Raw genomic sequence first — 21,104 nt, 5'->3', positions numbered from 1 at the left:
ACGCGTGACCGCGCATCGCCGCTACAAAGGGCTGACCGCCGGTGGACCCGGCGCACCGCTTTAATCTGCCTTTCAAACGGCCCTCGTGCATATCGTTGCCGGGAATGCCGGAATAGGCCCCAGTGGTCTTGTTCCACTATTTCGTCCCCGATACCTTGGAGTCATTCCAAAACCCAGATGGTGGAGACAGACGATATGCAATCGAACACGGTTCACCCGTGCGACGAGCGACTGCCCGCAGGCCAGTTGCTTACCCTCGGCGTTCAGCACGTTTTGGTGATGTACGCCGGTGCAGTCGCAGTGCCGCTGATCATTGGCGCGGCACTCAAGTTGCCGAAAGACCAGATCGCTTTCCTCATCAGCGCCGATCTGTTTTCCTGCGGCATCGCCACCTTGATCCAGACGCTCGGCTTGTGGATCTTCGGCATTCGTCTGCCGGTCATCATGGGCTGCACGTTCGCGGCCGTCGGTCCGATGGTCGCGATCGGCACCAATCCTTCGCTCGGCATTCTCGACATCTTCGGCTCGACCATCGCGGCCGGGGTGGTCGGTATTCTGCTTGCGCCCGCAGTCGGCAAATTGCTGCGCTTCTTCCCGCCGGTCGTGATCGGCGTGGTGATCTCGGTGATCGGTCTGTCGCTGATGGAAGTCGGCATCAACTGGGCGGCCGGCGGCGTCGGCAATCCCGACTACGGCAATCCGGTCTATCTCGGCCTGTCGTTCATCGTGCTGATGCTGATTCTGCTCATCAACAAGTTCGCCAAGGGCTTCCTCGCCAACATCTCGGTGCTGCTCGGCATCGTCGCGGGCTTCGTGATCGCGCTGGCGCTCGGCCGCGTCAACATGGACGGCGTCACGCACGCACCGTGGGTCGGCTTCGTGATGCCGTTCCACTTCGGCCTGCCGCATTTCGATCCGCTGTCGATCGCGACGATGATCACCGTGATGTTCGTCACCTTCATCGAATCGACCGGCATGTTCCTCGCGGTCGGCGACATGGTGGATCGCCCAGTCGATCAGAAAGCGCTGGTGCGCGGTCTGCGCGTCGACGGTCTGGGCACGTTGATCGGCGGCATCTTCAACTCGTTTCCGCATACCTCGTTCTCGCAGAACGTCGGCCTGATCGGCGTGACGGGCGTGAAGAGCCGCTTCGTCTGCGCAATGGGCGGCGTGATTCTGGTGCTGCTGGGGCTGTTCCCGAAGATGGCGCAAGTGGTCGCTTCGGTGCCGGCTTTCGTGCTCGGCGGTGCGGGCATCGTGATGTTCGGCATGGTCGCGGCGAACGGCATGAAGGTGCTGTCGCGGGTCGACTTCGTGAAGAACCAGCACAACCTGTTCATCGTCGCGGTGAGCGTCGGTCTGGGTCTGGTGCCGGTGGTGTCGCCGCACTTTTTCTCGAAGCTGCCGCCTGCCCTCACGCCGCTGCTGCATAGCGGGATTCTGCTGGCTTCCGTCTCGGCGGTCGTGCTGAATCTGATCTTCAACGGCGTAAAGAGCGAAAAGAAGGCGCAGTGCGAAATTCGTAAAGCTGGCCACGATTTCGACGGACGCGGCGGCAACGAGCCGAAGCGTGACGAGATGCTGCGTGCGGCGGATCTGCACTGAGCGTCTGCGATTCTGAACGTTGTGCCGTGTTACGGGCTGAGTGACTGAACAAGCAGCCTGCCCTACCCGCAGCACACAAACAAAAACGCCACGGCATGCCGTGGCGTTTTTTCTTCTACAAGCTCATCTACGTTTTCATCAACCCGCCGTAGCCGCCGAAGCCGCCACCGGCGCGCTCGCCGAACCGTAGTCCACCGGAGCATCCGCCGGACGCGGCTGATCGCCGTCCTTCTCGATCCAGCCGCCGCCGAGCGCCTGGTACAACGTCACCAGGTTCTGCAGACGTTCCATACGCGCCGTAATCAGCGACTGCTGCGACGAATACAGATCGGTCTGCGCGGTCAGCACCGACAGATAGCTGTCGACACCGTTGGTATAACGCAGATTCGACAGATCCAGTCGACGCTGCTCAGCAAACGTATTGCGTTCGAGCGCCTGAATCTGCTGGTCGTACGTGCCGCGTGCCGCCAGTCCGTCCGCCACTTCGCGGAAGGCCGTCTGGATCGCCTTTTCATACGTGGCGATCTGGACTTTCTTCTGGATGTTGGCGAGGTCGAGGTTGGCGATATTCTGGCCGCCTTCGAAGATCGGCAACGTGATCGACGGCGCAAAGCTCCACGCCGCCGAACCCGGCTTGAACAAACCACCGAGCGATGGCGACAGCGTACCGAAACTGCCGGTCAGCGAGACCTTCGGGAAGAACGCTGCGCGCGCCGCGCCGATATTCGCGTTGGCCGCGAGCAGATTCTCCTCGGCCTCGATGATGTCCGGACGACGCGTGAGCAGATCGGACGGCAAACCGGCCGGAATATCCGTGAGGAGATTCTGGTCGTTCAAGGTCAGACCCGGCGGCATGTCGGCCGGCAACGGCTCGCCGACCAGCAGCACCAGCGCATTCTCAGCCTGGGCACGCAAACGCTCCTGCGCCTGCAGGTTGGCGTTGGCCGTCTCGACCACCGTCTCGGACTGGCGCAAATCGAGTTCCGTACCCGTGCCGTTGTCGAACTGCAGCTTGGTGATCCGATACGACTCCTGCGCGGTCTTCAGCGTGTTCTGCGTGACCTTCAGCAGGTCGTCGAGTTCGAGCACCGTGAGGTACTGATTCGCCACCTGCGAGACCAGCGCGATTTCCGCCGCCTTACGCGCCTGCGTCGTGGCCAGGTACTGCGCCAACGCCTGGTCCTTCAGGCTTTGGATGCGCCCGAAGAAGTCGATTTCCCACGATGCGTTCAAACCGACCGAGTACGAGTTGGAAATTGTCACACCGGTCGACGTCAGATCTTTCGGCGTACGCGACTTGCTTTGCGAACCCGCAGCGTCGAGCGTGGGCAGCAGACCGGCGCGAACGATCCGGAACTGCGCCTGCGACGCCTGCATGTTCAGCACCGACACGCGCAGATCGCGGTTGTTCTTCAACGCGATTTCGATCAACTGCTGCATGCGCGGATCGACGAAGAAATCGCGCCAGCCGATATCCGCCGCGGCCTGGCCGTTCGCGCTGCGCGCGCCGGCCTTGTCCGGCTGGGTCGCGCCCGGCTGCGTGTCGTACACGCCGCCGGTCGGGAAGGTCGCCGTGACGGGTTCCGCGGGGCGCTGGTACTTCGGCGCCATCGTGCAACCCGCGGCGAACAACGCGACCGCCACTGCAATTAGAGAGTGTTTTTGCATCTCAATGTCCGTCCTTGCCCGAGCCGTTATCGCCCGACGCACCACCTTGCGGATCGTGCGGATGGAGCTGGTTGGAATGTTCGAACGCCGCATCCGGATCTTCCGTCTCGCCGCCGAACTTCGCGCGAATCACCACGAAGAACATCGGGATCATGAAAATCGCGAGGAAGGTCGCCGTCAACATCCCGCCGATCACGCCCGTACCGATTGCGTGCTGACTCGCCGAGCCCGCGCCGTTACTGATCGCGAGCGGCATCACGCCGAGAATGAAGGCGAGCGAGGTCATCAGAATCGGGCGCAATCGCAGACGCGCCGCTTCCAGCGCCGCCTCGACCGGGCCCATCCCCTCACCCTGCTGCAGCTCGCGGGCGAATTCCACGATCAGAATCGCGTTCTTCGCCGACAGCCCCACCGTGGTCAACAGACCCACCTGGAAGAACACGTCGTTCTCGAGCCCACGCAGCGTTGCGGCCAGTAGTGCGCCGATCACGCCGAGCGGCACCACCATGATCACCGAGAACGGGATCGACCAGCTTTCGTACAGCGCCGCGAGACACAGGAACACGACGAGGATCGAGATGCCGTACAGAATCGGCGCCTGCGAACCCGACTGGCGTTCCTGCAGCGACAGACCCGTCCATTCGTAGCCCACACCCGCCGGCAATTTCGACACGAGTGCTTCCATCGCCGTCATGGCCTGGCCGGTCGACTTGCCCGGTGCGGCCGCGCCCTGGATTTCCACTGCGGAAATACCGTTGTAGCGCTCGAGCTTCGGCGAACCGTAGGTCCAATCGCCGCTCGCGAACGATGAGAACGGCACCATGTTGCCCGCGGTGTTGCGCACGTACCAGACGTTCAGGTCTTCCGGCTTCATGCGGAACGGTGCGTCGCCCTGCAGGTACACCTTCTTGATCCGGCCATCGGTGTCGAGGAAGTTGTTCACGTACTGCGACGCCCACGCGATCGAGAACGTCTGGTCGATCGCCGACAGCGCCACGCCCTGAGCCGAAGCCTTCTCGTGATCGATGTTCACCTTGAACTGCGGCGTATCGTTCAGCCCGTTCGGACGCACCTGAGCCAGCGTCGGATCTTTCGACGCCATGCCCAGCAGCATGTTGCGTGCTTCCATCAGCTTTTCATGGCCGACGCCCGCGCGATCCTGCAGTTCGAAGTCGAAGCCCGCGGCCGTGCCGAGTTCAGGAATCGACGGCGGATTCACCGGATACACCAGCGCGTTCTTGTAGCTGCCGAAGTGCATGAAGAGCCGGCCCACGAGCGCCTGCACCTTCTGGTCGGAATGCTGACGCTGCGAGTAGTCCTTCATCCGCACGAACACGAGACCCGCGTTCTGGCCGCGACCCGCGAAGCTGAAGCCGTTCACCGTGAAGGTCGATTCGACGATGGCCTTCTCGCCGTTGAGCAGGTAGTCGGAGACGTCCTTCAGCGCGCGCGCCGTGGTTTCCTGAGTCGAACCCGACGGCGTTTGCACCAGCACGAACATCGTGCCCTGGTCTTCGTCAGGCAGGAACGACTTCGGCAGTTTCACGAACAGCAGACCGACCGCGAAGATCACCACCATATAGATGATGAGCCAACGGCCCGAGCGCTTGATCACGTGATGCACACCCGAGTGATACTTGTCGCGGCTCTTGTTGAAGGTACGGTTGAACCAGCCGAAGAAGCCGGTGGTTTTTTCCTGATGACCCTTTTCGATCGGCTTGAGGATCGTCGCGCACAAAGCCGGCGTCAGGATCAACGCGACCAGCACGGACAGCACCATCGCCGCCACGATCGTCAACGAGAACTGCCGGTAAATCGCGCCGACCGAACCGCCCGAGAACGCCACCGGCACGAACACCGCCGACAGCACGAGCGCCACGCCAACCAGCGCGCCGGTAATCTGATCCATCGCCTTGCGGGTCGCGTCTCGAGGCGATAAACCCTCCTCCTGCATCACCCGCTCGACGTTTTCCACCACCACGATCGCATCGTCCACCAGCAAGCCGATCGCCAGCACGAGCCCGAACATCGACAGCGTGTTGATCGAGAAGCCCACCAGGCCCATCACCGCGAACGTGCCCAGCAGCACCACCGGCACGGCGATCGTCGGGATCAGCGTGGCGCGCAGGTTCTGCAGGAACAGGTACATGACCAGGAACACCAGCACGATACCTTCGAGCAGCGTCTTGACCACTTCTTCGATCGACAGGCGCACGAACGGCGTGGTGTCGTACGGATACTGCACCACCAGACCATGCGGGAAGTACTTGGACAACTCAGCGACCTTCTCGCGGACCGCCTTCGCGGTGGCCAGCGCGTTGGCGCCGGTTGCGAGCTGAATCCCGAAGCCTGCCGTCGGCTGACCGTTGTACTTGGTGTCGAAGTTGTAGTTTTCGCCGCCGAGCTCGACACGCCCCACGTCCTTGATCCGGACTTGCGAGCCGTCCGGGTTCACCTTCAGCAGCACGTTGCCGAACTGTTCAGGCGTATTGAGTAGCGTGGCTTCCGTGATGGTTGCCTGCAACACCTGACCCGGCACCGACGGCGTGCCGCCGAGCGAACCGCCCGCGACCTGCACGTTCTGGTTGGTCAACGCGGTTTGCACGTCGACCGGCGTCAGGCCGAAGTTGGTCAGCTTGTTCGCGTCGAGCCAGATGCGCATCGCGTACTGCGAGCCGAACAGCGTCACCGTGCCCACCCCGTCGATCCGGCTGACCGGATCTTCGATGTTCGACGCGACGTAGTTCGCCAGGTCGTACTTGTTCATGCTGCCGTCTTCGGACACGAACGCCATCACCAGCAAGAAGCTGCTGCTCGACTTCGTGACCTTGGTGCCCAACTGCTGCACGGCTTGCGGCAGCAACGGCGTGGCGAGCTGCAGCTTGTTCTGCACCTGCACCTGCGCGATGTCAGGATTGGTGCCGGCTGCGAACGTCAGCGTGATGGTGGCCGTACCCGAGTCGTCCGAAGTGGACGACAGATACAGCAAGTGGTCGAGACCACTCATCTGCTGCTCGATGACCTGCGTGACGGTGTTTTCCACCGTCTTCGCCGAGGCGCCCGGGTACGTTGCGCTGATCTGCACGGCCGGCGGCGCGATGGTCGGGTATTGCGCGATCGGCAAGGTGAAGACCGAGGCGATACCGGCGAGCATCAGAATAATGGCGATCACCCACGCAAAAATTGGGCGATCGATAAAGAACTTTGCCATGAAACAGGCTCCCTGTTATTACGCGCCCGATGCAGCAGAAGCGGGTTGAGCCGTCTGCGCAGCACCGCTGGCGGCCGGCGCACCCTGAGCGGAGGCGTCGGAAGCGGGTGTGGCGGGAAGTTGCGCGGCGACGGTCTTGACCTGCATGCCCGGCTTCGCCTTGTCGGTGCCCTGGACGATCACGCGGTCGCCGGCCTTGATGCCGCTTTCCACCACCCAGTTCGAACCGTACGTGCCCGAGGTGACGAGCTGACGCAACACGACCTTGTTGTCGTCGCCGACCACCAGTGCCGTGGGCTGACCCTTCTGGTCATGCGTGACGCCGACTTGCGGCACCACCAGCGCGCCGTTGTTCACGCCTTCTTCGATGCGGGCGCGCACGAACATACCCGGCAGCAGCACCTTGTCGGCGTTCTTGAAGAGCGCGCGCACCGTGACCGAGCCGGTGCCCTGGTCGACCGTGACGTCGGTGAACTGCAGCTTGCCCTTCTCCGAGTACTGACGGCCGTCTTCAAGGATCAGCGAGACCTTGGCGGCGTCCGGGCCGCTCGTCTTCAGACGGCCTTCCTGCACCTGACGACGCAGCTTCAGACCGTCGAGGCTCGATTGCACCAGGTCCACGTAGACCGGGTCGAGTTGCTGGACGGTCGCCATCAGCGTGGCGGCGCTCGCCTGCACATACGCGCCCGGCGTGACCTGCGACACACCGACCTGACCGCTCACCGGCGAGACGACATCGGTATAGCCGAGGTTGATCTGCGCCGTGTCGACGGCGGCCTTGCCGGCGGCGACGTCGGCCGCAGCCTGGCCTTCGGAGGCGACGGCGTTGTCGTAGTCCTGCTTGCTGACCGCGTTGGCCGCGACCAGTACCTTGTAGCGGTTGGCCTGCGCGGTGGTCGACACGAGGTTGGCCTGCGCCTTGGCCAGCGTGGCCTTGGCGTTGTTCAAGGTGGCGATGTACGGCGCCGGGTCGATCTTGTACAGACGCTGACCGGCCTTGACCTCGCCGCCTTCCGTGAATTCGCGGCGCAGCACGATGCCGTCGACCCGCGCGCGCACTTGCGCGACGAGGAAGGCACTGGTGCGGCCCGGCAATTCGGTGACGACGGGCACAGCCGTCGGTTGAACGGTGACGACGCCGACTTCGGGCGTCTGTTGCGGCGGGGCAGATTGTTTTGGTCCGCACGCTGCCAGCAAAACGGCAGCCGTCGCGGCACTGATTAAGCGGAATGGAACCCGTTCGACGCGCATGGAGCGACCTCTGTCTAAGACTGAGAATGAAAAAGTGCGCGCATCCCTACCCCGGGGACGACAGCGCACACATGCGTCTTGCGACGCTTGACCGATAGCCCACGATGCGAGCGAAACCTGCAGGGCACCCTGAGCGAAATGCGCCATTCCGGAAATGCCGCACGGCGCCGCCCGTTGGGGCGCGGCGCGAGAGCGTTTTGAAAGGCAACAGTGACGGATATTAACCGGTCGTCACGGCTTGGGCTATCCGATCGTGGGATGCTATTATAGATACATTCACGAATGCATGTAAAAGTGCATTTACTTCTCTTGCAGGCGGGGGGCCTGCAAGAACACTCCGCAAATTGCTTAACTTCAGACGGATTGTCATCAAGCGTACTTAAAACGCCTTGGGAACTCCCCCAACAATCAGGCAAGTGATACCGGTATGGTCAGAAGAACCAAAGAAGAGGCGCAGGAGACGCGCACCAGTATTCTCGACGCAGCCGAACGGGTCTTCTTCGAGAAAGGCGTATCGCGTACGTCGCTAGCCGACATCGCGCAGGCCGCGGGCGTCACGCGCGGCGCGATTTACTGGCATTTCGCCCACAAAAGCGACCTGTTTACCGAAATGTTCGATCGCGTGCTACTGCCGCTGGACGAACTCAAAGCCGCCTCGCAAGATCCCAACGAGCCCGACCCGCTTGGGCGTCTGATGGAAATCTGCATGGTCTGCCTGCGCGACACCGCGAACGATCCGCGCCGTCGGCGCGTGTTCGACATCCTGTTTCTCAAATGTGAGCTGGTCGAAGAAATGGGCCCGGTGATGGTCCGCTATCAGGCCAATATGCGCGAAGGGCTGCTGAAAATCGAAAGCGGCCTGCGCAATGCAATTTCCAAGGGGCAGATGCCCGTCGATCTGGATACGCGGATCGCGGCCGCGATGGTTCATGCGTTCGTCAGCGGATCGTTGCGCGACATGCTGTTTCTACCTGATGCGACCGATTTCGCCGCGCATGCCACGCAGATGGTCGAAGCCCTGTTCGATTCGTTGCGGCTGAGTCTCGCGCTGCGCAAGGGCGTGCCGGCCGCGTAGCGGGTCAGTCGCCAGAGCCGTGCGCTTCGTCCGGGCTCACACGGCGCGGGCGCCCCGCGCCCCAACCGACCGCCGTGCTTCACCCTGCCCTCAGCCCGCTTGCACCGCCGTCCGGTTGGCGCGCGCCTGCTGGTTCGACGTATAGATATTGCCGCGCTCGAGCGGCGTTCCGCTTTTCACGGCCGCCAGCCATTCTTCCGTACTCGCCACCGCCGCGAAACGCGACTGCAGCACCACGCTGAATACGCGATGGATATCCTGCGCGCTGGCAATGCCCGCGCTGTTATCGTAGGGCACCGAGCCCGTCGCGTCGTGCAGGAACTCGACGGCCAGCCCGGCATGCACCGCATGATTGATGGTCGACGCGTCGCAGTTGTGCGTCATGTAGCCGATCACCGTCAGCGTGTCGATCTGCCTGGCGGCGAGCCAGTCGGCGAGGTCAGTGCCGGTGAAGGCGCTCGGCAATGCCTTCTCTATATAGTGATCATGGGGGCGCGACGCCACCACCGGATGAAACTCCGCCCCCACGCTGCCGCGCGCGAACAGCGGCGAGCTGGCCGGCGCGAAGTTCTGCACGACGACGACCGGCAAGCCGGCGGCCTGGGCGGCGTCCATCGCGCGGCCCACGTTGGCGAGCGAGGTATGCACGTCCGGATATTCGATCGGCAGATCGCCGGTGACATATTCGTTCTGCACGTCGATGACGATCAGCGCACGGCGCGGGCTGGTCATAGCAAGACTCCTTATCGATAAAGATGATGGGCCACGCGCGAAGGCATCTTGGCCTGAACCGGGGCGCGGCGGGAGCCGCGCCGATGACTGCATTGTTAGTCCGCCGCCGTTTTCGCGACAGCGACCCGAATGACAATCTTCGCTAGAATCGGGCCATCGCTGTATTCACGGGATCACTCATGGCCACATCCGCTCACTCGGGCGCGATACCGCGCCACGTCGTCGCGGTCGTTGCGTTCGACCGCATCAGTCCGTTTCATCTGTCGGTGCCGTGTGTGGTTTTCGGCGAGGATCGCGCCGGCGGCGGTCTGCCGGATTTCGACTTTCGGGTCTGCGCCGCCGAACCGGGCCCGCTTACCACCACCGCCGGCTTCTCGATCGCCGTCACGCATGGGCTCGAAGCGCTGGGCGACGCCGACACGATCATCGTGCCGACCTGGCGCGATCCGGACGAGCCGCCGCCCGCCGCGTTGCTGGCTGCGCTCCGCGCCGCCCACGCACGGGGAGCGCAACTGGTCGGGCTGTGTCTCGGCGCATTCGTGCTGGCTGCGGCGGGTCTTCTCGACGACCGGCCCGCTTCGACTCACTGGGCATGGGCCGACGACTTCGCCCGCCGGTATCCGCGCGTACGACTCGATCCCGACGTGCTGTACGTCGACGACGGCAACGTGCTGACGTCGGCCGGTACAGCGGCCGGCCTCGACTGTTGTCTGCACGTACTGCGCAAGATGTGCGGCGCGGAAGCGGCGAATTACGTGGCGCGCAGGCTGGTGGTGTCGCCACATCGGCAGGGCGGCCAGGCGCAGTACATTCAGCAGCCGATGCCGCCGAACCTTCGCGGCGACCGGCTCTCCGGCCTGCTCGACTGGGTCAGCGGCAATCTGGCTGCGCCGCACACGCTCGACTCGCTGGCCGGGCGTGCGCTGATGAGCCGCCGCACGTTCACACGACGCTTTCGGTTGGCGACGGGAACGACCGTCGGCGCATGGCTGCTGGCGCAACGGCTTGCTCGTGTGCAGCAGCTGTTGGAGAGCAGTGACGAGTCGGTGGAAGCGATTGCGGGGATCGCGGGTTTCGGCTCGACGGCCTCGCTCAGACAGCATTTCACCGAGGCGTTCCGCACGTCGCCGTCGGCGTGGCGCAGGGAGTTTCGCGGGGTGTGAGCGGGCGTTACAACGATGGAGACGAGCCAAGGCTGGGCCGGCGGGGCAAGCATCGTCGCACCGACCTTCACGCCACCGACCTTTCGTAGCTCGTTACCAGGAAATCGTAGTCGTGCCGGCGCGACAGATCACACGCTCAATGTTCGCTGATCCAACGCGCGACATACAGCAACAGCGCCACCACGAAAATCATCGCGGCCCAGGCCCAATAGGGCACCGCATGCGGACTCGGTTCAGGATGGGAGGCCCCGTGCGAGATGCCATGCGAGCCGCCCTGCGACGCGCCTGCAGCGCGTCCGCCGAGCCCATTGCCGTGATCGCCGCGAGTGCGCCGCGCGATTCCACCGAGCGCGATCGGCCTCAAAAAAACATGCTGCCGACGCACCGCCGAACCGCGCGCGCGGTTCGGTCCCTGACCATACTTGGCGCGCACCACGGCATCGAACTCGGCGAAGAAATCGTCGGCCAACTGATGGAGCGCGTTCTCGAGTTGGCGGGTTGGCAGTTCGGCGAGCGGCCCGGACGCGGTGGCCCAGATCGTGTAATCGATGCGTGTGCCGCGTTCCCGGTTCCCGCCGTGCGCGCCGTCGTCCGCGCGCAAACGCACTTCGATCTGTCCGCGCAGCGCGCCGACGCCTTCGGCACGGGCCTTGAAGTTGATGGTGCGGCGCTCGGCATCCGCCGGGCCGGAATCCTGGCCCGCCACATGAGCGCGCGCCTCGTAACGCGCGCGCAGTGGACCCAGCGGCACGGTCAGGCTCAGCGCATATTCGCCGTGAGGAAAGCGCGTGAACGACTCGCAGTTGTCGAGGCTGGCTCGCAGGAGCGCGAGGTCCTGCAACGCGTCCCAGACGATGGGGACGCCGAGCGGAATCCGTAACGCGTCGTTCAACTCCATGTCAGCCTCCCCGATGAACGCGCGGCCGCGGGATCAGGACGTCTGATCGATGCGGTCGACGCGCGATGCGTAAAACGCGAGATACCCTTTGATCCGACTCGCCTGCTCAAGCGGCGTCTCGTAACTCCAGACGGCGTTTTCAACCAACCCGTCTTCGGTGCGCAGATGGAAGTACGAGGCGTCGCCCTTGAACGGACAGTGCGAGGTATGCGTGGAGCGTTCGAGCCGTGCCATGTTCACGTCCGCGCGGGGGAAATAGAACACGTCGGGCAGGCCGGTTTCAGTGAGCGTGAGGCCCGCCTGGGTATCGGCCATCGTCACGCCGCCGTGGATCACGCGCACCCGGTGATGGTTGCCGCTGATCGCAATGGTATGCCCGCCCGCACCCGTGCCGGGGTGGGCGTGAGGTGTCGGGGCATCGCTCATGTCTCGGCTCCGTTGTCGGTTGCAAGCGGTTGCGGTCGGTCTTGCGGTCGTGTATTCGTTCGTGCGGCGCAAACAGTAAAGCCACGGGGCGCGCCCGTGGCTTCATTATCGGCCAAACTCCAGCCGATTGCGCGGCCTACCTGCAGGCGCGCGGCGTGGCGCGGCGCATCGCCGTACTTATTGGGTGGTCCAGTAGAACGCGGCCTTGGCGCTGCCCTTGGCCGGGATCGTCACGGCCTTCGACTGGTCGTGATCCTTATATTGCGCATGCACCGTGTAGCGGCCCGGGCGCAATTTGACCAGCATGTAAGGCCCGCGTGAGGTCGCTGTCAGCACATCGCCATTGTGCGCATCGACCACCCGCACGTGGACGTCGGCGAGGAAGTCGGAGCCGGGACCCGTGAAGCGCAACGACAGCGGCCACTGACCTTGCGCATGCTGCAGCGCTTTCGATTCGTCCTGGCCGACGCCGCCCGAGACATACGAGACGTCGCCCTGCTGCTGGATTTGCGGCAGGCCACCGCCATTCGCGTTGCCCGCGCTGGTTTGATCGGAGGTCGTGCCGCCGGTCGTGTCGCTTGCCTGCTGCGCATATGCGCCGCTCGCCAGACCGAGCGTGAGCGCTGCGCTGAGCGCGGCGGCTACGATCCTTCGCTGCTTGCGTTGGGTTTTCATCGGTTCGCTCCTTGTTGAGGTCCTTGTCGCTTCATGGCCGTGTCCCTCGACCGGCCCGGATCAAGGCAGACGCAACCTGCGTGCCAAGGGGCAGATCACGTCGCGGGGAAACCGCTGCTGCGCCACGCCGTGCGGCGCAGAGCGTCCATCTGCTGCGCCTCGCCGGCGCCTCGCTGCAGATAAAAAAATGCCGGTCCGCAGGCAGTAAATGCAAGGACCGGCACGCGTTACTTCAATGGCCAGCAGAGGCGGGCGACAGGCCGGTCAAACTGGCGGACCGGCCTTCGTCCGCAGACGTCAGCCCAGATCGACCGGCACGAAGATCTGAGCGTTGTCGCGCTGGATCAGCAAGGCGATGCTGTTGCCGGCGCCGGCGATCATCTGCTTCAACTGATCGACACTCGTGACCGGCCGGCCGTTGACCGCGAGAATCACGTCGCCCGGCTGAATGCCGGCGTTTTCTGCCGCGCCGCCCGACTGCTGCACCAGCAAACCGTGCGAGACCGAGGCGCCGCTCTTCTCTTCCGGCGTCAGCGGACGCACCGCGACGCCGAGACGACCTTGCAGTTGGGCCGGCTGATCGACCTTGTCGGAGGCGACCTTCGCGTCCGACAGCGAACCGATCGTCACCTTCAGATCCTTGGTGGCCTTGTCGCGCCACACCTGCACTGTCGCCGAGCTGCCCGGTGCGAGGCCCGCGACCTGCGCCGGCAGATCGGACGAGTCGCTGACCGGCTCGCCGTTCACCGACAGAATCACGTCGCCCGGCTGCAAACCGGCCTTGGCGGCCGGGCCGCCCGGATCGACCGAGCTGACCAGCGCGCCTTGCGGCTTCTGCATGCCGAACGAATCGGCCAGCGTCTGGTTCAGGCCCTGCACGGCGACGCCGAGCCGGCCGCGGCTCACGTGACCGGTCTTGACGATGTCGTCCTTGACCTTGATCGCTTCATTGATCGGGATCGCGAACGACAAGCCCTGGAAGCCGCCCGTCTGCGAGTAGATCATCGAGTTGATGCCGATCACTTCGCCTTGCAGATTGAACAGCGGGCCGCCCGAGTTGCCGGGGTTCACCGGTACATCGGTCTGGATGAACGGCGTGTAGTTTTCGTTCGGCAACGAGCGCGACTTCGCGCTGATGATCCCCGAGGTCACCGTGTTGTCGAAACCGTATGGCGAGCCGATCGCGACCACCCACTGACCGACCTTGCTCTGACGCGGGTCGCCGATCTTCACGGTCGGCAGATTGCTCGCGTCGATCTTCAGCACGGCAACGTCGGATTGCTTGTCGGCGCCGACCACCTTGGCCTTGAATTCGCGCTTGTCGGTGAGCTTCACGGTGACGACGTTCGCGCCGTCCACCACGTGCGCGTTAGTCAGGATATAGCCGTCGTTGCTGACGATGAAGCCCGAGCCCAGGCTCGCGCTCGGCTGATCCGGCGCATCGCCGCCGTCGCCGCCTTGTGCGCCCGGCATGCCGCCGAAGAAGTGCTTGTAGAACTGGTAGAACGGATCGCTCGGATCGATCGGCAACTGATTGCCGTTGCCATTGCCGCCGTTACCGCCGTTGCTGCGCAACGCCGTCTGCTTCACGACATGCTTCGCGCTGATGTTGACGACTGCCGGCCCATAAGTTTCGACGAGACCAGAGAAATCGGGAATGCCGGTTTTGGCGGCGGCTTCGGCGGGCATCATCGCGGCCTGCGCCGGTGCGATCACCTGCGGCGCGGGGACATCGCGATGCCCCGCCACATAGCCGGCGGAAAGCGCTACGGCGACAGCTACAGCGACCGCGCTGCGGGACAAGGTTTTCGCGTTCATCGTGTACTCCTGACTGGGAGAAAGAGGCTACTGGATGACTCGAAGCGTACGGGGCATCGCTTAAAAGAGTCTTAAGCAGTGACGGATCGCTTCAAGTCATGTTTTGCGGCCTGCTTAAGCCAGGTTTAAGCCACGTTTAAGCCACTTTCGAGCCGATTCAGAAACGGACGGTGACCTGCAAGCCGCCCGACGGCGATTCGTCGAGCGACACCGCCGCGTGATGTTGCGTGGCGATGCGGCGCACGATCGCAAGCCCGAGGCCGCTGCCCGCCACGTCGGTGCGCACGCGGTTCGCGCCCGCGCCGACGCGGTAAAAACGGTCGAACACGCGATCGCGTTCGCCAGGATCGATGCCCGGTCCGCTGTCGGCGATGCGCACCACCGGATGCCCCGTTTCCACGTGCAGACCGACGTCGACCCGGCCGCCGCGCGGCGTGTACTTGGTTGCGTTGTCCACCAGATTGTTGAACATCACACGCAGGGCGTCGGCGTCGCCGATCACCGTGGCGCTCTCGCTCGCATCGATACCGAGATCGACGCCGCGATTCAGCGCGAGCGGCGCGTAAGCCGCCACGCAGTCCTGCAGCAACGCGCGCAGATCGATCGCGTTGGTGGCGGCGAGGCCGTCCGGCTCGGAGCGCGCGAGCGCGAGCAATTGCTCGGCCAGACGCGTGGCGCGCGTCACGCCCGCTTGCAGGTCGGCGAGTGCTTCGGTGCGCGTGGCGTCGTCTTTGGCGCGCGCCACCAGCTGCGATTGAATCTGCACGGCCGCCAGCGGCGTGCGCAATTCGTGCGCGGCATCGGCGACAAATGCCTTCTGAATATCCAAGGCCGTGGCAAGCCGTTCGAGCAGACCGTTCAAGGCCCGCACGAGCGGTTGCACTTCGAGCGGTAGACGCTGATCCGGCAACGGATCGAGCGCCTCGGGATGCCGCGCGTCGAGCGCGGTGGTCACACGCCGCAGCGGCTTCAGGCCGCGCCCGACGATCACCCACACCGCCGCGCCCAGCAGCGGCAGCAGCACGATCAACGGCCACAGTGTGCGGAGTGCGACGCTCGCCGCGAGACGGTTGCGCACCGACACCGGCTGCGCCAGCTGCACCACGTTATCGCCGACGATCGCGCCATACACGCGCCAGTCGCCGCGATCCGTATGCTCGGTGGAAAAGCCGAGTTCGGCGCGCGGCGCGAGCGGCGCACGCGGACGCGAGTAATACATCAGCACGCCATTGCGATTCCAGATTTGCAGCACGATGCCTTCGTCGCCGGTGTCGCGCGATCCGAGCACTTGCGAGAACGGTTCCGACGGCAACGCCGCGGCAATCTGCTCGAGCTGGTAATCGAACAGTTCGTTGGCTTCGGCGAGCGCCTGCCGGTAGATCAGCCAACCCGCAATGCCGACGCCGAGCAACACCAGCGCGAGCAGCCAGAACAGCAATTGACGGCGAATCGAACGCATCGGCTCAGGCGTCCTTCGCGATCATGTAGCCCAGTCCACGCACGTTGCGGATCAACTCCGCGCCGAGCTTCTTGCGCAGCGCATGAATGTAGACCTCGACCGTATTGCTGCCGATCTCTTCGCCCCAGCCGTACATTTTTTCTTCGAGTTGACTCTTCGAGAGCACGGCGCCCGGCCGCGCGAGCAACGCCTCCAGCAGCGCGAATTCGCGCGCGGACAAGGCGACCGGCGCGCCGTCGAGCGTAACCTGATGCGAGGCGGGATCGAGCGTCAGATTGCCGTGACGGATCGTCGAATCGCTGCGGCCGGATTGCCGCCGGATCAGCGCGCGCATGCGGGCGCCGAGTTCGTCGAGATCGAAAGGTTTGACGAGGTAATCGTCGGCGCCGGCGTCGAGGCCTTTGACGCGATCGGCCACGGCGTCGCGCGCAGTGACGATCAGCACCGGCAGCGCGTGGCCGCGCGAGCGCAGCGTGCGCAGCACGTCGAGGCCGTCGCGCTTGGGCAAGCCGAGGTCCAGCAGGACCAGATCGTAAGGTTGACTGCCCGCCGCGCTGAGCGCCGCCTCGCCGTCTTCCACCCAGTCGACCGCGAAGCCTTCGCCGCGCAGCGCCTTGCGCACGCCCTCGGCGATCATCCGGTCGTCTTCGACTAGCAAGATGCGCATGATTGATACGTCCCGAAACGTTTGTCGATGCCGCATTCTAGCGTCCGCTCACTGTCGACGCCCCTGTGGCGCTTTTTTCACCGCAGTCTCACGGCATGTCTCTACAATGGGCGCTTTGCATCGCGCGGCGCCGACATCGTGCCGACGCGCTACGCATCAGCCTCGATGCAACCCTGATTGCAGCACCGAGTGCAACACCGATCGCAGCCCTGATTTGCCGCGTGCCCCACGCCCCGACATTTTGCTTTTTTGCCCGTCCATGACGCACGCTTTCCTGCCTTCTTTCGCACGCCGCATGCAACATTTCGCGCTGCGTTCGCGCTTCTCCTCCGCCTTCCCCTCTGCTGCTTCTGCCTTTGTCGAGTCCCTGCCCCGGCGCCTCGCGAAGCGGCCGGCCGCCTGGCTCGTCGCCTGCGCGGTGCTGAGCGGCGGCGCTTCGTTGCCGCTTGCCGCGCAAGCGCGCATCAAGGCCACACGACCGAGCGTGAATGTCACGACCGTCTTGCCGCAGTCGGTGATGCTCGGCTTGCAGCGCGCCCACGTACCGCTCACGTCGATCAGCGTGGTGGTGGAAAAAGTCGGCGACCGTACGCCGCTTCTCGCCCTGAACGCCGGCAAGCCAATGATGCCGGCGTCCACGATGAAGCTCGTCACCACTTACTCCGGCCTGTCGATTCTCGGCCCCGACTACCGCTGGCGCACCAACGCCTACGCGGACGGCACGGTCGATGCCAGCGGCGTGCTGCATGGCAATCTCTACATTCAGGGCACCGGCGACCCGAAGCTCGTGCCGGAAGAACTGATCGACCTCGTGCAGAAAATCCACAAGGCGGGCATCAACGGTATCGACGGCGCGCTGGTGCTCGACAAGCGCTACTTCGACGCGTCCACGCGCGACCTGCCGCCGTTCGACGACGACACCACCGCGCCGTACAACGTCGGCCCCGATCCCCTCCTGTATGCGTTCAAATCGCTGTCGTTCACGCTGACGCCGTCGCCCGACGGCACGGTCGCCATCGACGTGCTGCCCGCACTCGCGCAATTGCAGATCGACAATCAGATGCACGCGGTCAACGGCCCGTGTCGAGGCGACGCCGCCACCGTCTCGCCGAGTGTCACGCCGCAACCGAACGGCACGGTCGTCGCCTCGTTCAGCGGCGAATACTCGGTGCGTTGCGGCCCGCGCACGATCAACGTCGCCGTGCTCGATCACTCGGCGTTCTTCGCTGGCGGTTTCCTCGCACTGTGGCAGCAAACCGGCGGCACGTTCAGCGGCGTGACCCGCGAAGGGGCGGTGCCGGTCGGCGCGAAACTCGTGGCGACACACGAGGGGCCGATGCTCTCCGACATCGTTCGGGACATCAACAAGTTCAGCAACAACACGATGGCGCGCAACCTGTTCCTGACCATCGGCGCGACCGAAGAAAAAGCGCCCGCCACACCCGCCAAGGCGGCGCGCGCGATCCAGGAATTTTTGCGTCGCGACAGCATCGACATGCAGGACCTGACGCTCGACAACGGCTCGGGTTTATCGCGCAACGAGCACGTCACCGCACTCTCGCTCGCCGAGCTGCTGCAGCGGGCCAACGCGAGTCCGGTCGCGCAGGTATTCGTGGAGTCGCTGCCGATCGCGGGCGTCGACGGCACCATGCGCAACCGCCTGACCAACCAGGGCGCGGGCGGCAATGCGCACATCAAGACCGGCACGTTGCGCGACGTACGCGCGATCGCGGGCTACGTGGCCTCGGCCGACGGCAATAGTTACGTGGTGGTCAGCCTCATCAACGATCCGCATTCGGAAGCCGCACGCGCTGCGCACGATGCACTGCTCGAGTGGGTGTATCAGGGTCCTTCCCAGGGCTTCACGAAGGTTTCGGACCCGGTCGTCGAACCGCGTGCCAGCAAGCCCAGGAAAAACCCGCACAAGCGCGAAGCCCACTGAGGTTTTCTTCTAGCGAAGCCATGCGCGGCGCGGTCCTAACCGTGTACGCTGTCGAGCAGTGTTTGAGTCGTGCGTGAAACGCCTTGCGTGACGCACAAGCCGCGTCGCCACTGGGGCCGCGCGGCACACTCGAACAATAACGACAACGCCGACTGCGCACAGCGCGGCGGCCAGGGACCAGGGAGGAAGACACCATGCAATTCGATGCCGAATTGCTGCTGCTCGCCATGGCGCCAGTCTTTCTCGCATGCATCGGCTGGGAGGCGTGGCACCTGCGGCGCACACGCCCGGGCGCGCAACTCTACAGTTGGCGCGACACGCTCTGCAACGCCGCGCTCGCACTGATGCAACAGGCCGCCGACAAGCTCGCGTGGCTCGCCATCATCCCCGTCTACGCTTTTTTCTACGAGCACTACCGCGTTCATACCTGGCCCGCTACGTGGGTCTCGTTCGTGGTGCTGTTCGTCGCCCAGGACCTGCTCTATTACGTGTTTCACCGCTGCAGCCACCGGGTGCGCTGGTTGTGGGCGGCGCATGTCGTGCATCACTCGTCGGAACGCATGAATTTCTCGACCGCGTTTCGCCAGAGCCTGATGTATCCCATCGCGGGCATGTGGGTGTTCTGGATTCCGCTCGCGGTGCTCGGCTTTGCGCCCACGCAGATCGTCGCCATCGTGCTGATCAACCTGGGCTTCCAGTTCTTCGTTCATACGCAGGCAATCGGCAAGCTCGGCTGGCTCGAATACGTGTTCAATACGCCGTCGATGCATCGCGTGCACCATGCCCGCAACGACCGCTATATCGATCGAAACTACGCGGGCGTACTGTCGATCTGGGATCGCCTGTTCGGCAGCTACGTCGATGAAGATCCGCGCGACGCGCCGGTGTACGGCATCGTCGAGCCGCTTCATACTTACAACCCGTTGAAGGCGACGTTTCACGAATGGGCGTCGATGATGCGCGACTTTGCGAGCGTGCGCGGTGGTCGCAACAAGCTGCGCGCGCTCTTTGCGCCGCCCGCGTGGGCCGCGCATTATCATGCGCATCGGTCAGCCGCTTCACTGGAGTCGGACGTCGAAGCAAGCGAGAATGACACTCACACGGCTGCGTTTCAAACACCACGCAGACCGTAGACGATTCTGTAAGCTGTCGTCACGCCGCCGACGCGGCGGGCGCTGCCTGCAATACATGGCATATCGGCCACATATACGAGGAGATGTAGTCAACATGAAGCAAACAGCATTGAGAAAAAAACAGTGGTTGCGCGTCACGCAGATCGCCATGGCCAGCGCCGCTTTTGCCCTGCTCGCAGCGTGCGGCGGTGGCAGCAGCGATAACAACAATGCCAGCAGCACGCCGGCGGGCGGCGTCAAATTGCAGGTCGTGTCGTTCGGCGACAGCCTCTCGGACGTCGGCACGTACGCGCCGGTGATTCAGGCGAGCTTCGGTGGCGGCCGCTTCACGACGAACCCGGGTGAGGTTTGGACGCAGAAGGTCGCGGAATATTACGGCGGGACGTTGACGGCGGCGTATCTGGGCGGTTTCGGTCAACCGCTGGTGGCAACGGGCGGCCTCGGTTACGCGCAAGGCGGCTCGGACGTCGTCAATGCGCAAGGCGAAGGCTGGGCGCCCAACAACATGGCCGCGACGACCGTGCCGGTGGTGACGCAGGTCACTAACTACCTGGGCGCGCATACGAGCTTCAACGCGAACCAGCTCGTGCTGGTCAACGGCGGTGCGAACGATATTTTCCAATTCTCGACCACGGCCAATTTGACGGCGCTCGGCGCCGCGTTGCAGACGCAATACCCGCTGCTCGTGCAAGCAGGCAAACTGCCGAACTCGCAGGCAGGCCAGGTGGCATTCATCGTCGGCTACCTGCAGCAGCTGGCCGACCCGCAGATCGCGCAGGCGGCTACGCAGCTCGCCGCGCAAGTCCAGACCATCGTCAATTCGGGCGCGACCCACGTGGTGATTTCGACGGTGCCCGACATCGGCAATACGCCGCTCGGCGTGGCGGCCAACGCGAGCACGCCTGGCTCGGCAGCACTGCTGACTGGGATTACCGCAGCGTATAACTATCTGCTGGTCCAGAACCTGACGGCTCTCGGCCTGCTGGGTAACGGCAAGGTCATCGTGGCCGACGCGTTCACGTGGCTGGATCAACAGTTGCCGAACTATCAGGCGCTCGGCTTCACGGTGTCCAACACCGGCACGGCGTGTAACCTGACGTCGATGGCGGCCAACGCAACCGCGTACGCTACCGCTAATCCGAGCGCAACGAACGGCTTGACGCCGGCGGAGTACGGCTCGCAATTCGCCTCGTCGCTGTTCTGCTCGCCGCAGACTTACACGGTGGCTGGCGCTGACCAGACCTACATGTTTGCGGACACGGTTCACCCGAGCACGCATCTGCACGCCTTGTTCGCGCAGTACGTGCAGCAGCAGATCGCGGCAACGGGGTTGGGCAAGTAATAAAAAAACGGCGGATCCGAAAATCCGCCGTTTTTCTTC

Annotated in this window: 16 protein-coding genes; 6 read left to right on the top strand and 10 right to left on the bottom strand. The window is 64.1% G+C overall.

The features are described 5' to 3' along the window. The first annotated feature begins 195 nt into the window (after window positions 1-195). Window positions 196-1,605, top strand: a complete 1,410-nt coding sequence (locus tag FQ705_RS30170) for a nucleobase:cation symporter-2 family protein (protein ID WP_144148044.1) — start codon at window positions 196-198, stop codon at window positions 1,603-1,605. Window positions 1,606-1,743: 138 nt separating this feature from the next. On the opposite strand, the gene FQ705_RS30165 is transcribed toward FQ705_RS30170, so the two are convergent. Genes FQ705_RS30165 through FQ705_RS30155 form a run of 3 tightly spaced genes read right to left on the bottom strand, consistent with a single transcriptional unit; the run spans window position 1,744 to window position 7,735 of the window. After that, on the bottom strand, window positions 1,744-3,273 hold the full coding sequence (locus FQ705_RS30165) for an efflux transporter outer membrane subunit (RefSeq protein ID WP_144148042.1): 1,530 nt from the start codon (window positions 3,271-3,273) through the stop codon (window positions 1,744-1,746). A gap of 1 nt (window position 3,274) precedes the next feature. Further along, complete coding sequence (locus tag FQ705_RS30160) at window positions 3,275-6,484, bottom strand: efflux RND transporter permease subunit (RefSeq protein WP_144148040.1); 3,210 nt, start codon at window positions 6,482-6,484, stop codon at window positions 3,275-3,277. An 18-nt stretch (window positions 6,485-6,502) separates the two neighbouring features. Then, a complete protein-coding gene (locus FQ705_RS30155; RefSeq protein ID WP_144148038.1) occupies window positions 6,503-7,735 on the bottom strand; it encodes an efflux RND transporter periplasmic adaptor subunit in 1,233 nt (410 codons plus the stop codon). 427 nt (window positions 7,736-8,162) lie between these two features. Here FQ705_RS30155 and FQ705_RS30150 point away from each other — a divergent pair, with 427 nt between their 5' ends. Then, window positions 8,163-8,810, top strand: coding sequence for a TetR family transcriptional regulator (locus tag FQ705_RS30150; protein ID WP_144148036.1), 648 nt, complete (start codon window positions 8,163-8,165; stop codon window positions 8,808-8,810). Between the two features lie 90 nt (window positions 8,811-8,900). On the opposite strand, the gene FQ705_RS30145 is transcribed toward FQ705_RS30150, so the two are convergent. Continuing rightward, on the bottom strand, window positions 8,901-9,542 hold the full coding sequence (locus tag FQ705_RS30145) for a cysteine hydrolase family protein (RefSeq protein WP_144148034.1): 642 nt from the start codon (window positions 9,540-9,542) through the stop codon (window positions 8,901-8,903). Between the two features lie 179 nt (window positions 9,543-9,721). On the opposite strand from FQ705_RS30145, the gene FQ705_RS30140 reads away from it, so the two are divergent. After that, the gene (locus tag FQ705_RS30140; protein ID WP_144148032.1) at window positions 9,722-10,705 is read left to right on the top strand and encodes a helix-turn-helix domain-containing protein; all 984 of its coding nucleotides are present in this window, start codon (window positions 9,722-9,724) and stop codon (window positions 10,703-10,705) included. A 136-nt stretch (window positions 10,706-10,841) separates the two neighbouring features. On the opposite strand, the gene FQ705_RS30135 is transcribed toward FQ705_RS30140, so the two are convergent. The 6 genes from FQ705_RS30135 to FQ705_RS30110 form a co-directional block, all read right to left on the bottom strand. After that, window positions 10,842-11,603, bottom strand: a complete 762-nt coding sequence (locus FQ705_RS30135) for a CoxG family protein (RefSeq protein WP_144148030.1) — start codon at window positions 11,601-11,603, stop codon at window positions 10,842-10,844. A gap of 33 nt (window positions 11,604-11,636) precedes the next feature. Next, window positions 11,637-12,029 (bottom strand): DUF427 domain-containing protein, encoded by a 393-nt coding sequence (locus tag FQ705_RS30130; protein WP_144148029.1) that lies wholly within the window; start codon window positions 12,027-12,029, stop codon window positions 11,637-11,639. 177 nt (window positions 12,030-12,206) lie between these two features. Next, window positions 12,207-12,704: a carboxypeptidase regulatory-like domain-containing protein gene (locus FQ705_RS30125; RefSeq protein WP_144148027.1), complete on the bottom strand. Its 498-nt coding sequence runs from the start codon at window positions 12,702-12,704 to the stop codon at window positions 12,207-12,209. Window positions 12,705-13,001: 297 nt separating this feature from the next. Beyond that, on the bottom strand, window positions 13,002-14,522 hold the full coding sequence (locus FQ705_RS30120; RefSeq protein ID WP_144148025.1) for a DegQ family serine endoprotease: 1,521 nt from the start codon (window positions 14,520-14,522) through the stop codon (window positions 13,002-13,004). 157 nt (window positions 14,523-14,679) lie between these two features. Beyond that, window positions 14,680-15,981 carry an ATP-binding protein gene (locus FQ705_RS30115; RefSeq protein ID WP_144148023.1) on the bottom strand — a complete coding sequence of 434 codons (1,302 nt, stop codon included), beginning with the start codon at window positions 15,979-15,981 and terminating at the stop codon, window positions 14,680-14,682. Window positions 15,982-15,985: 4 nt separating this feature from the next. Beyond that, on the bottom strand, window positions 15,986-16,648 hold the full coding sequence (locus FQ705_RS30110; RefSeq protein WP_116139256.1) for a response regulator: 663 nt from the start codon (window positions 16,646-16,648) through the stop codon (window positions 15,986-15,988). A 259-nt stretch (window positions 16,649-16,907) separates the two neighbouring features. Here FQ705_RS30110 and dacB point away from each other — a divergent pair, with 259 nt between their 5' ends. From dacB to FQ705_RS30095, 3 genes are all read left to right on the top strand, one after another. Then, entirely contained in the window at window positions 16,908-18,590 is a 1,683-nt protein-coding gene (gene dacB / locus FQ705_RS30105) for a D-alanyl-D-alanine carboxypeptidase/D-alanyl-D-alanine-endopeptidase (protein WP_144148021.1), read from the top strand. A 194-nt stretch (window positions 18,591-18,784) separates the two neighbouring features. Further along, entirely contained in the window at window positions 18,785-19,723 is a 939-nt protein-coding gene (locus FQ705_RS30100) for a sterol desaturase family protein (RefSeq protein ID WP_260854667.1), read from the top strand. Between the two features lie 94 nt (window positions 19,724-19,817). Then, complete coding sequence (locus tag FQ705_RS30095; RefSeq protein WP_144148017.1) at window positions 19,818-21,065, top strand: SGNH/GDSL hydrolase family protein; 1,248 nt, start codon at window positions 19,818-19,820, stop codon at window positions 21,063-21,065. Window positions 21,066-21,104 lie beyond the last annotated feature (39 nt).

It is taken from the genome of Paraburkholderia sp. BCC1884 (assembly GCF_900996225.1).
Lineage (GTDB): Bacteria > Pseudomonadota > Gammaproteobacteria > Burkholderiales > Burkholderiaceae > Paraburkholderia.
Note: the sequence above shows the minus strand (reverse complement) of the source record. Positions and strands in the feature narration are given on the sequence as shown.

Bases quoted from the DNA above. Each gene is read 5' to 3' on its own strand.
- FQ705_RS30115 (WP_144148023.1), bottom strand. From the start codon at position 15,981: ATGCGTTCGATTCGCCGTCAATTGCTGTTCTGGCTGCTCGCGCTGGTG.
- FQ705_RS30135 (WP_144148030.1), bottom strand. From the start codon at position 11,603: ATGGAGTTGAACGACGCGTTACGGATTCCGCTCGGCGTCCCCATCGTC.
- FQ705_RS30160 (WP_144148040.1), bottom strand. From the start codon at position 6,484: ATGGCAAAGTTCTTTATCGATCGCCCAATTTTTGCGTGGGTGATCGCC.
- FQ705_RS30125 (WP_144148027.1), bottom strand. From the start codon at position 12,704: ATGAAAACCCAACGCAAGCAGCGAAGGATCGTAGCCGCCGCGCTCAGC.
- FQ705_RS30140 (WP_144148032.1), top strand. From the start codon at position 9,722: ATGGCCACATCCGCTCACTCGGGCGCGATACCGCGCCACGTCGTCGCG.
- FQ705_RS30155 (WP_144148038.1), bottom strand. From the start codon at position 7,735: ATGCGCGTCGAACGGGTTCCATTCCGCTTAATCAGTGCCGCGACGGCT.
- FQ705_RS30165 (WP_144148042.1), bottom strand. From the start codon at position 3,273: ATGCAAAAACACTCTCTAATTGCAGTGGCGGTCGCGTTGTTCGCCGCG.
- dacB (WP_144148021.1), top strand. From the start codon at position 16,908: ATGACGCACGCTTTCCTGCCTTCTTTCGCACGCCGCATGCAACATTTC.
- FQ705_RS30120 (WP_144148025.1), bottom strand. From the start codon at position 14,522: ATGAACGCGAAAACCTTGTCCCGCAGCGCGGTCGCTGTAGCTGTCGCC.
- FQ705_RS30095 (WP_144148017.1), top strand. From the start codon at position 19,818: ATGAAGCAAACAGCATTGAGAAAAAAACAGTGGTTGCGCGTCACGCAG.
- FQ705_RS30145 (WP_144148034.1), bottom strand. From the start codon at position 9,542: ATGACCAGCCCGCGCCGTGCGCTGATCGTCATCGACGTGCAGAACGAA.
- FQ705_RS30110 (WP_116139256.1), bottom strand. From the start codon at position 16,648: ATGCGCATCTTGCTAGTCGAAGACGACCGGATGATCGCCGAGGGCGTG.
- FQ705_RS30100 (WP_260854667.1), top strand. From the start codon at position 18,785: ATGCAATTCGATGCCGAATTGCTGCTGCTCGCCATGGCGCCAGTCTTT.
- FQ705_RS30170 (WP_144148044.1), top strand. From the start codon at position 196: ATGCAATCGAACACGGTTCACCCGTGCGACGAGCGACTGCCCGCAGGC.
- FQ705_RS30130 (WP_144148029.1), bottom strand. From the start codon at position 12,029: ATGAGCGATGCCCCGACACCTCACGCCCACCCCGGCACGGGTGCGGGC.
- FQ705_RS30150 (WP_144148036.1), top strand. From the start codon at position 8,163: ATGGTCAGAAGAACCAAAGAAGAGGCGCAGGAGACGCGCACCAGTATT.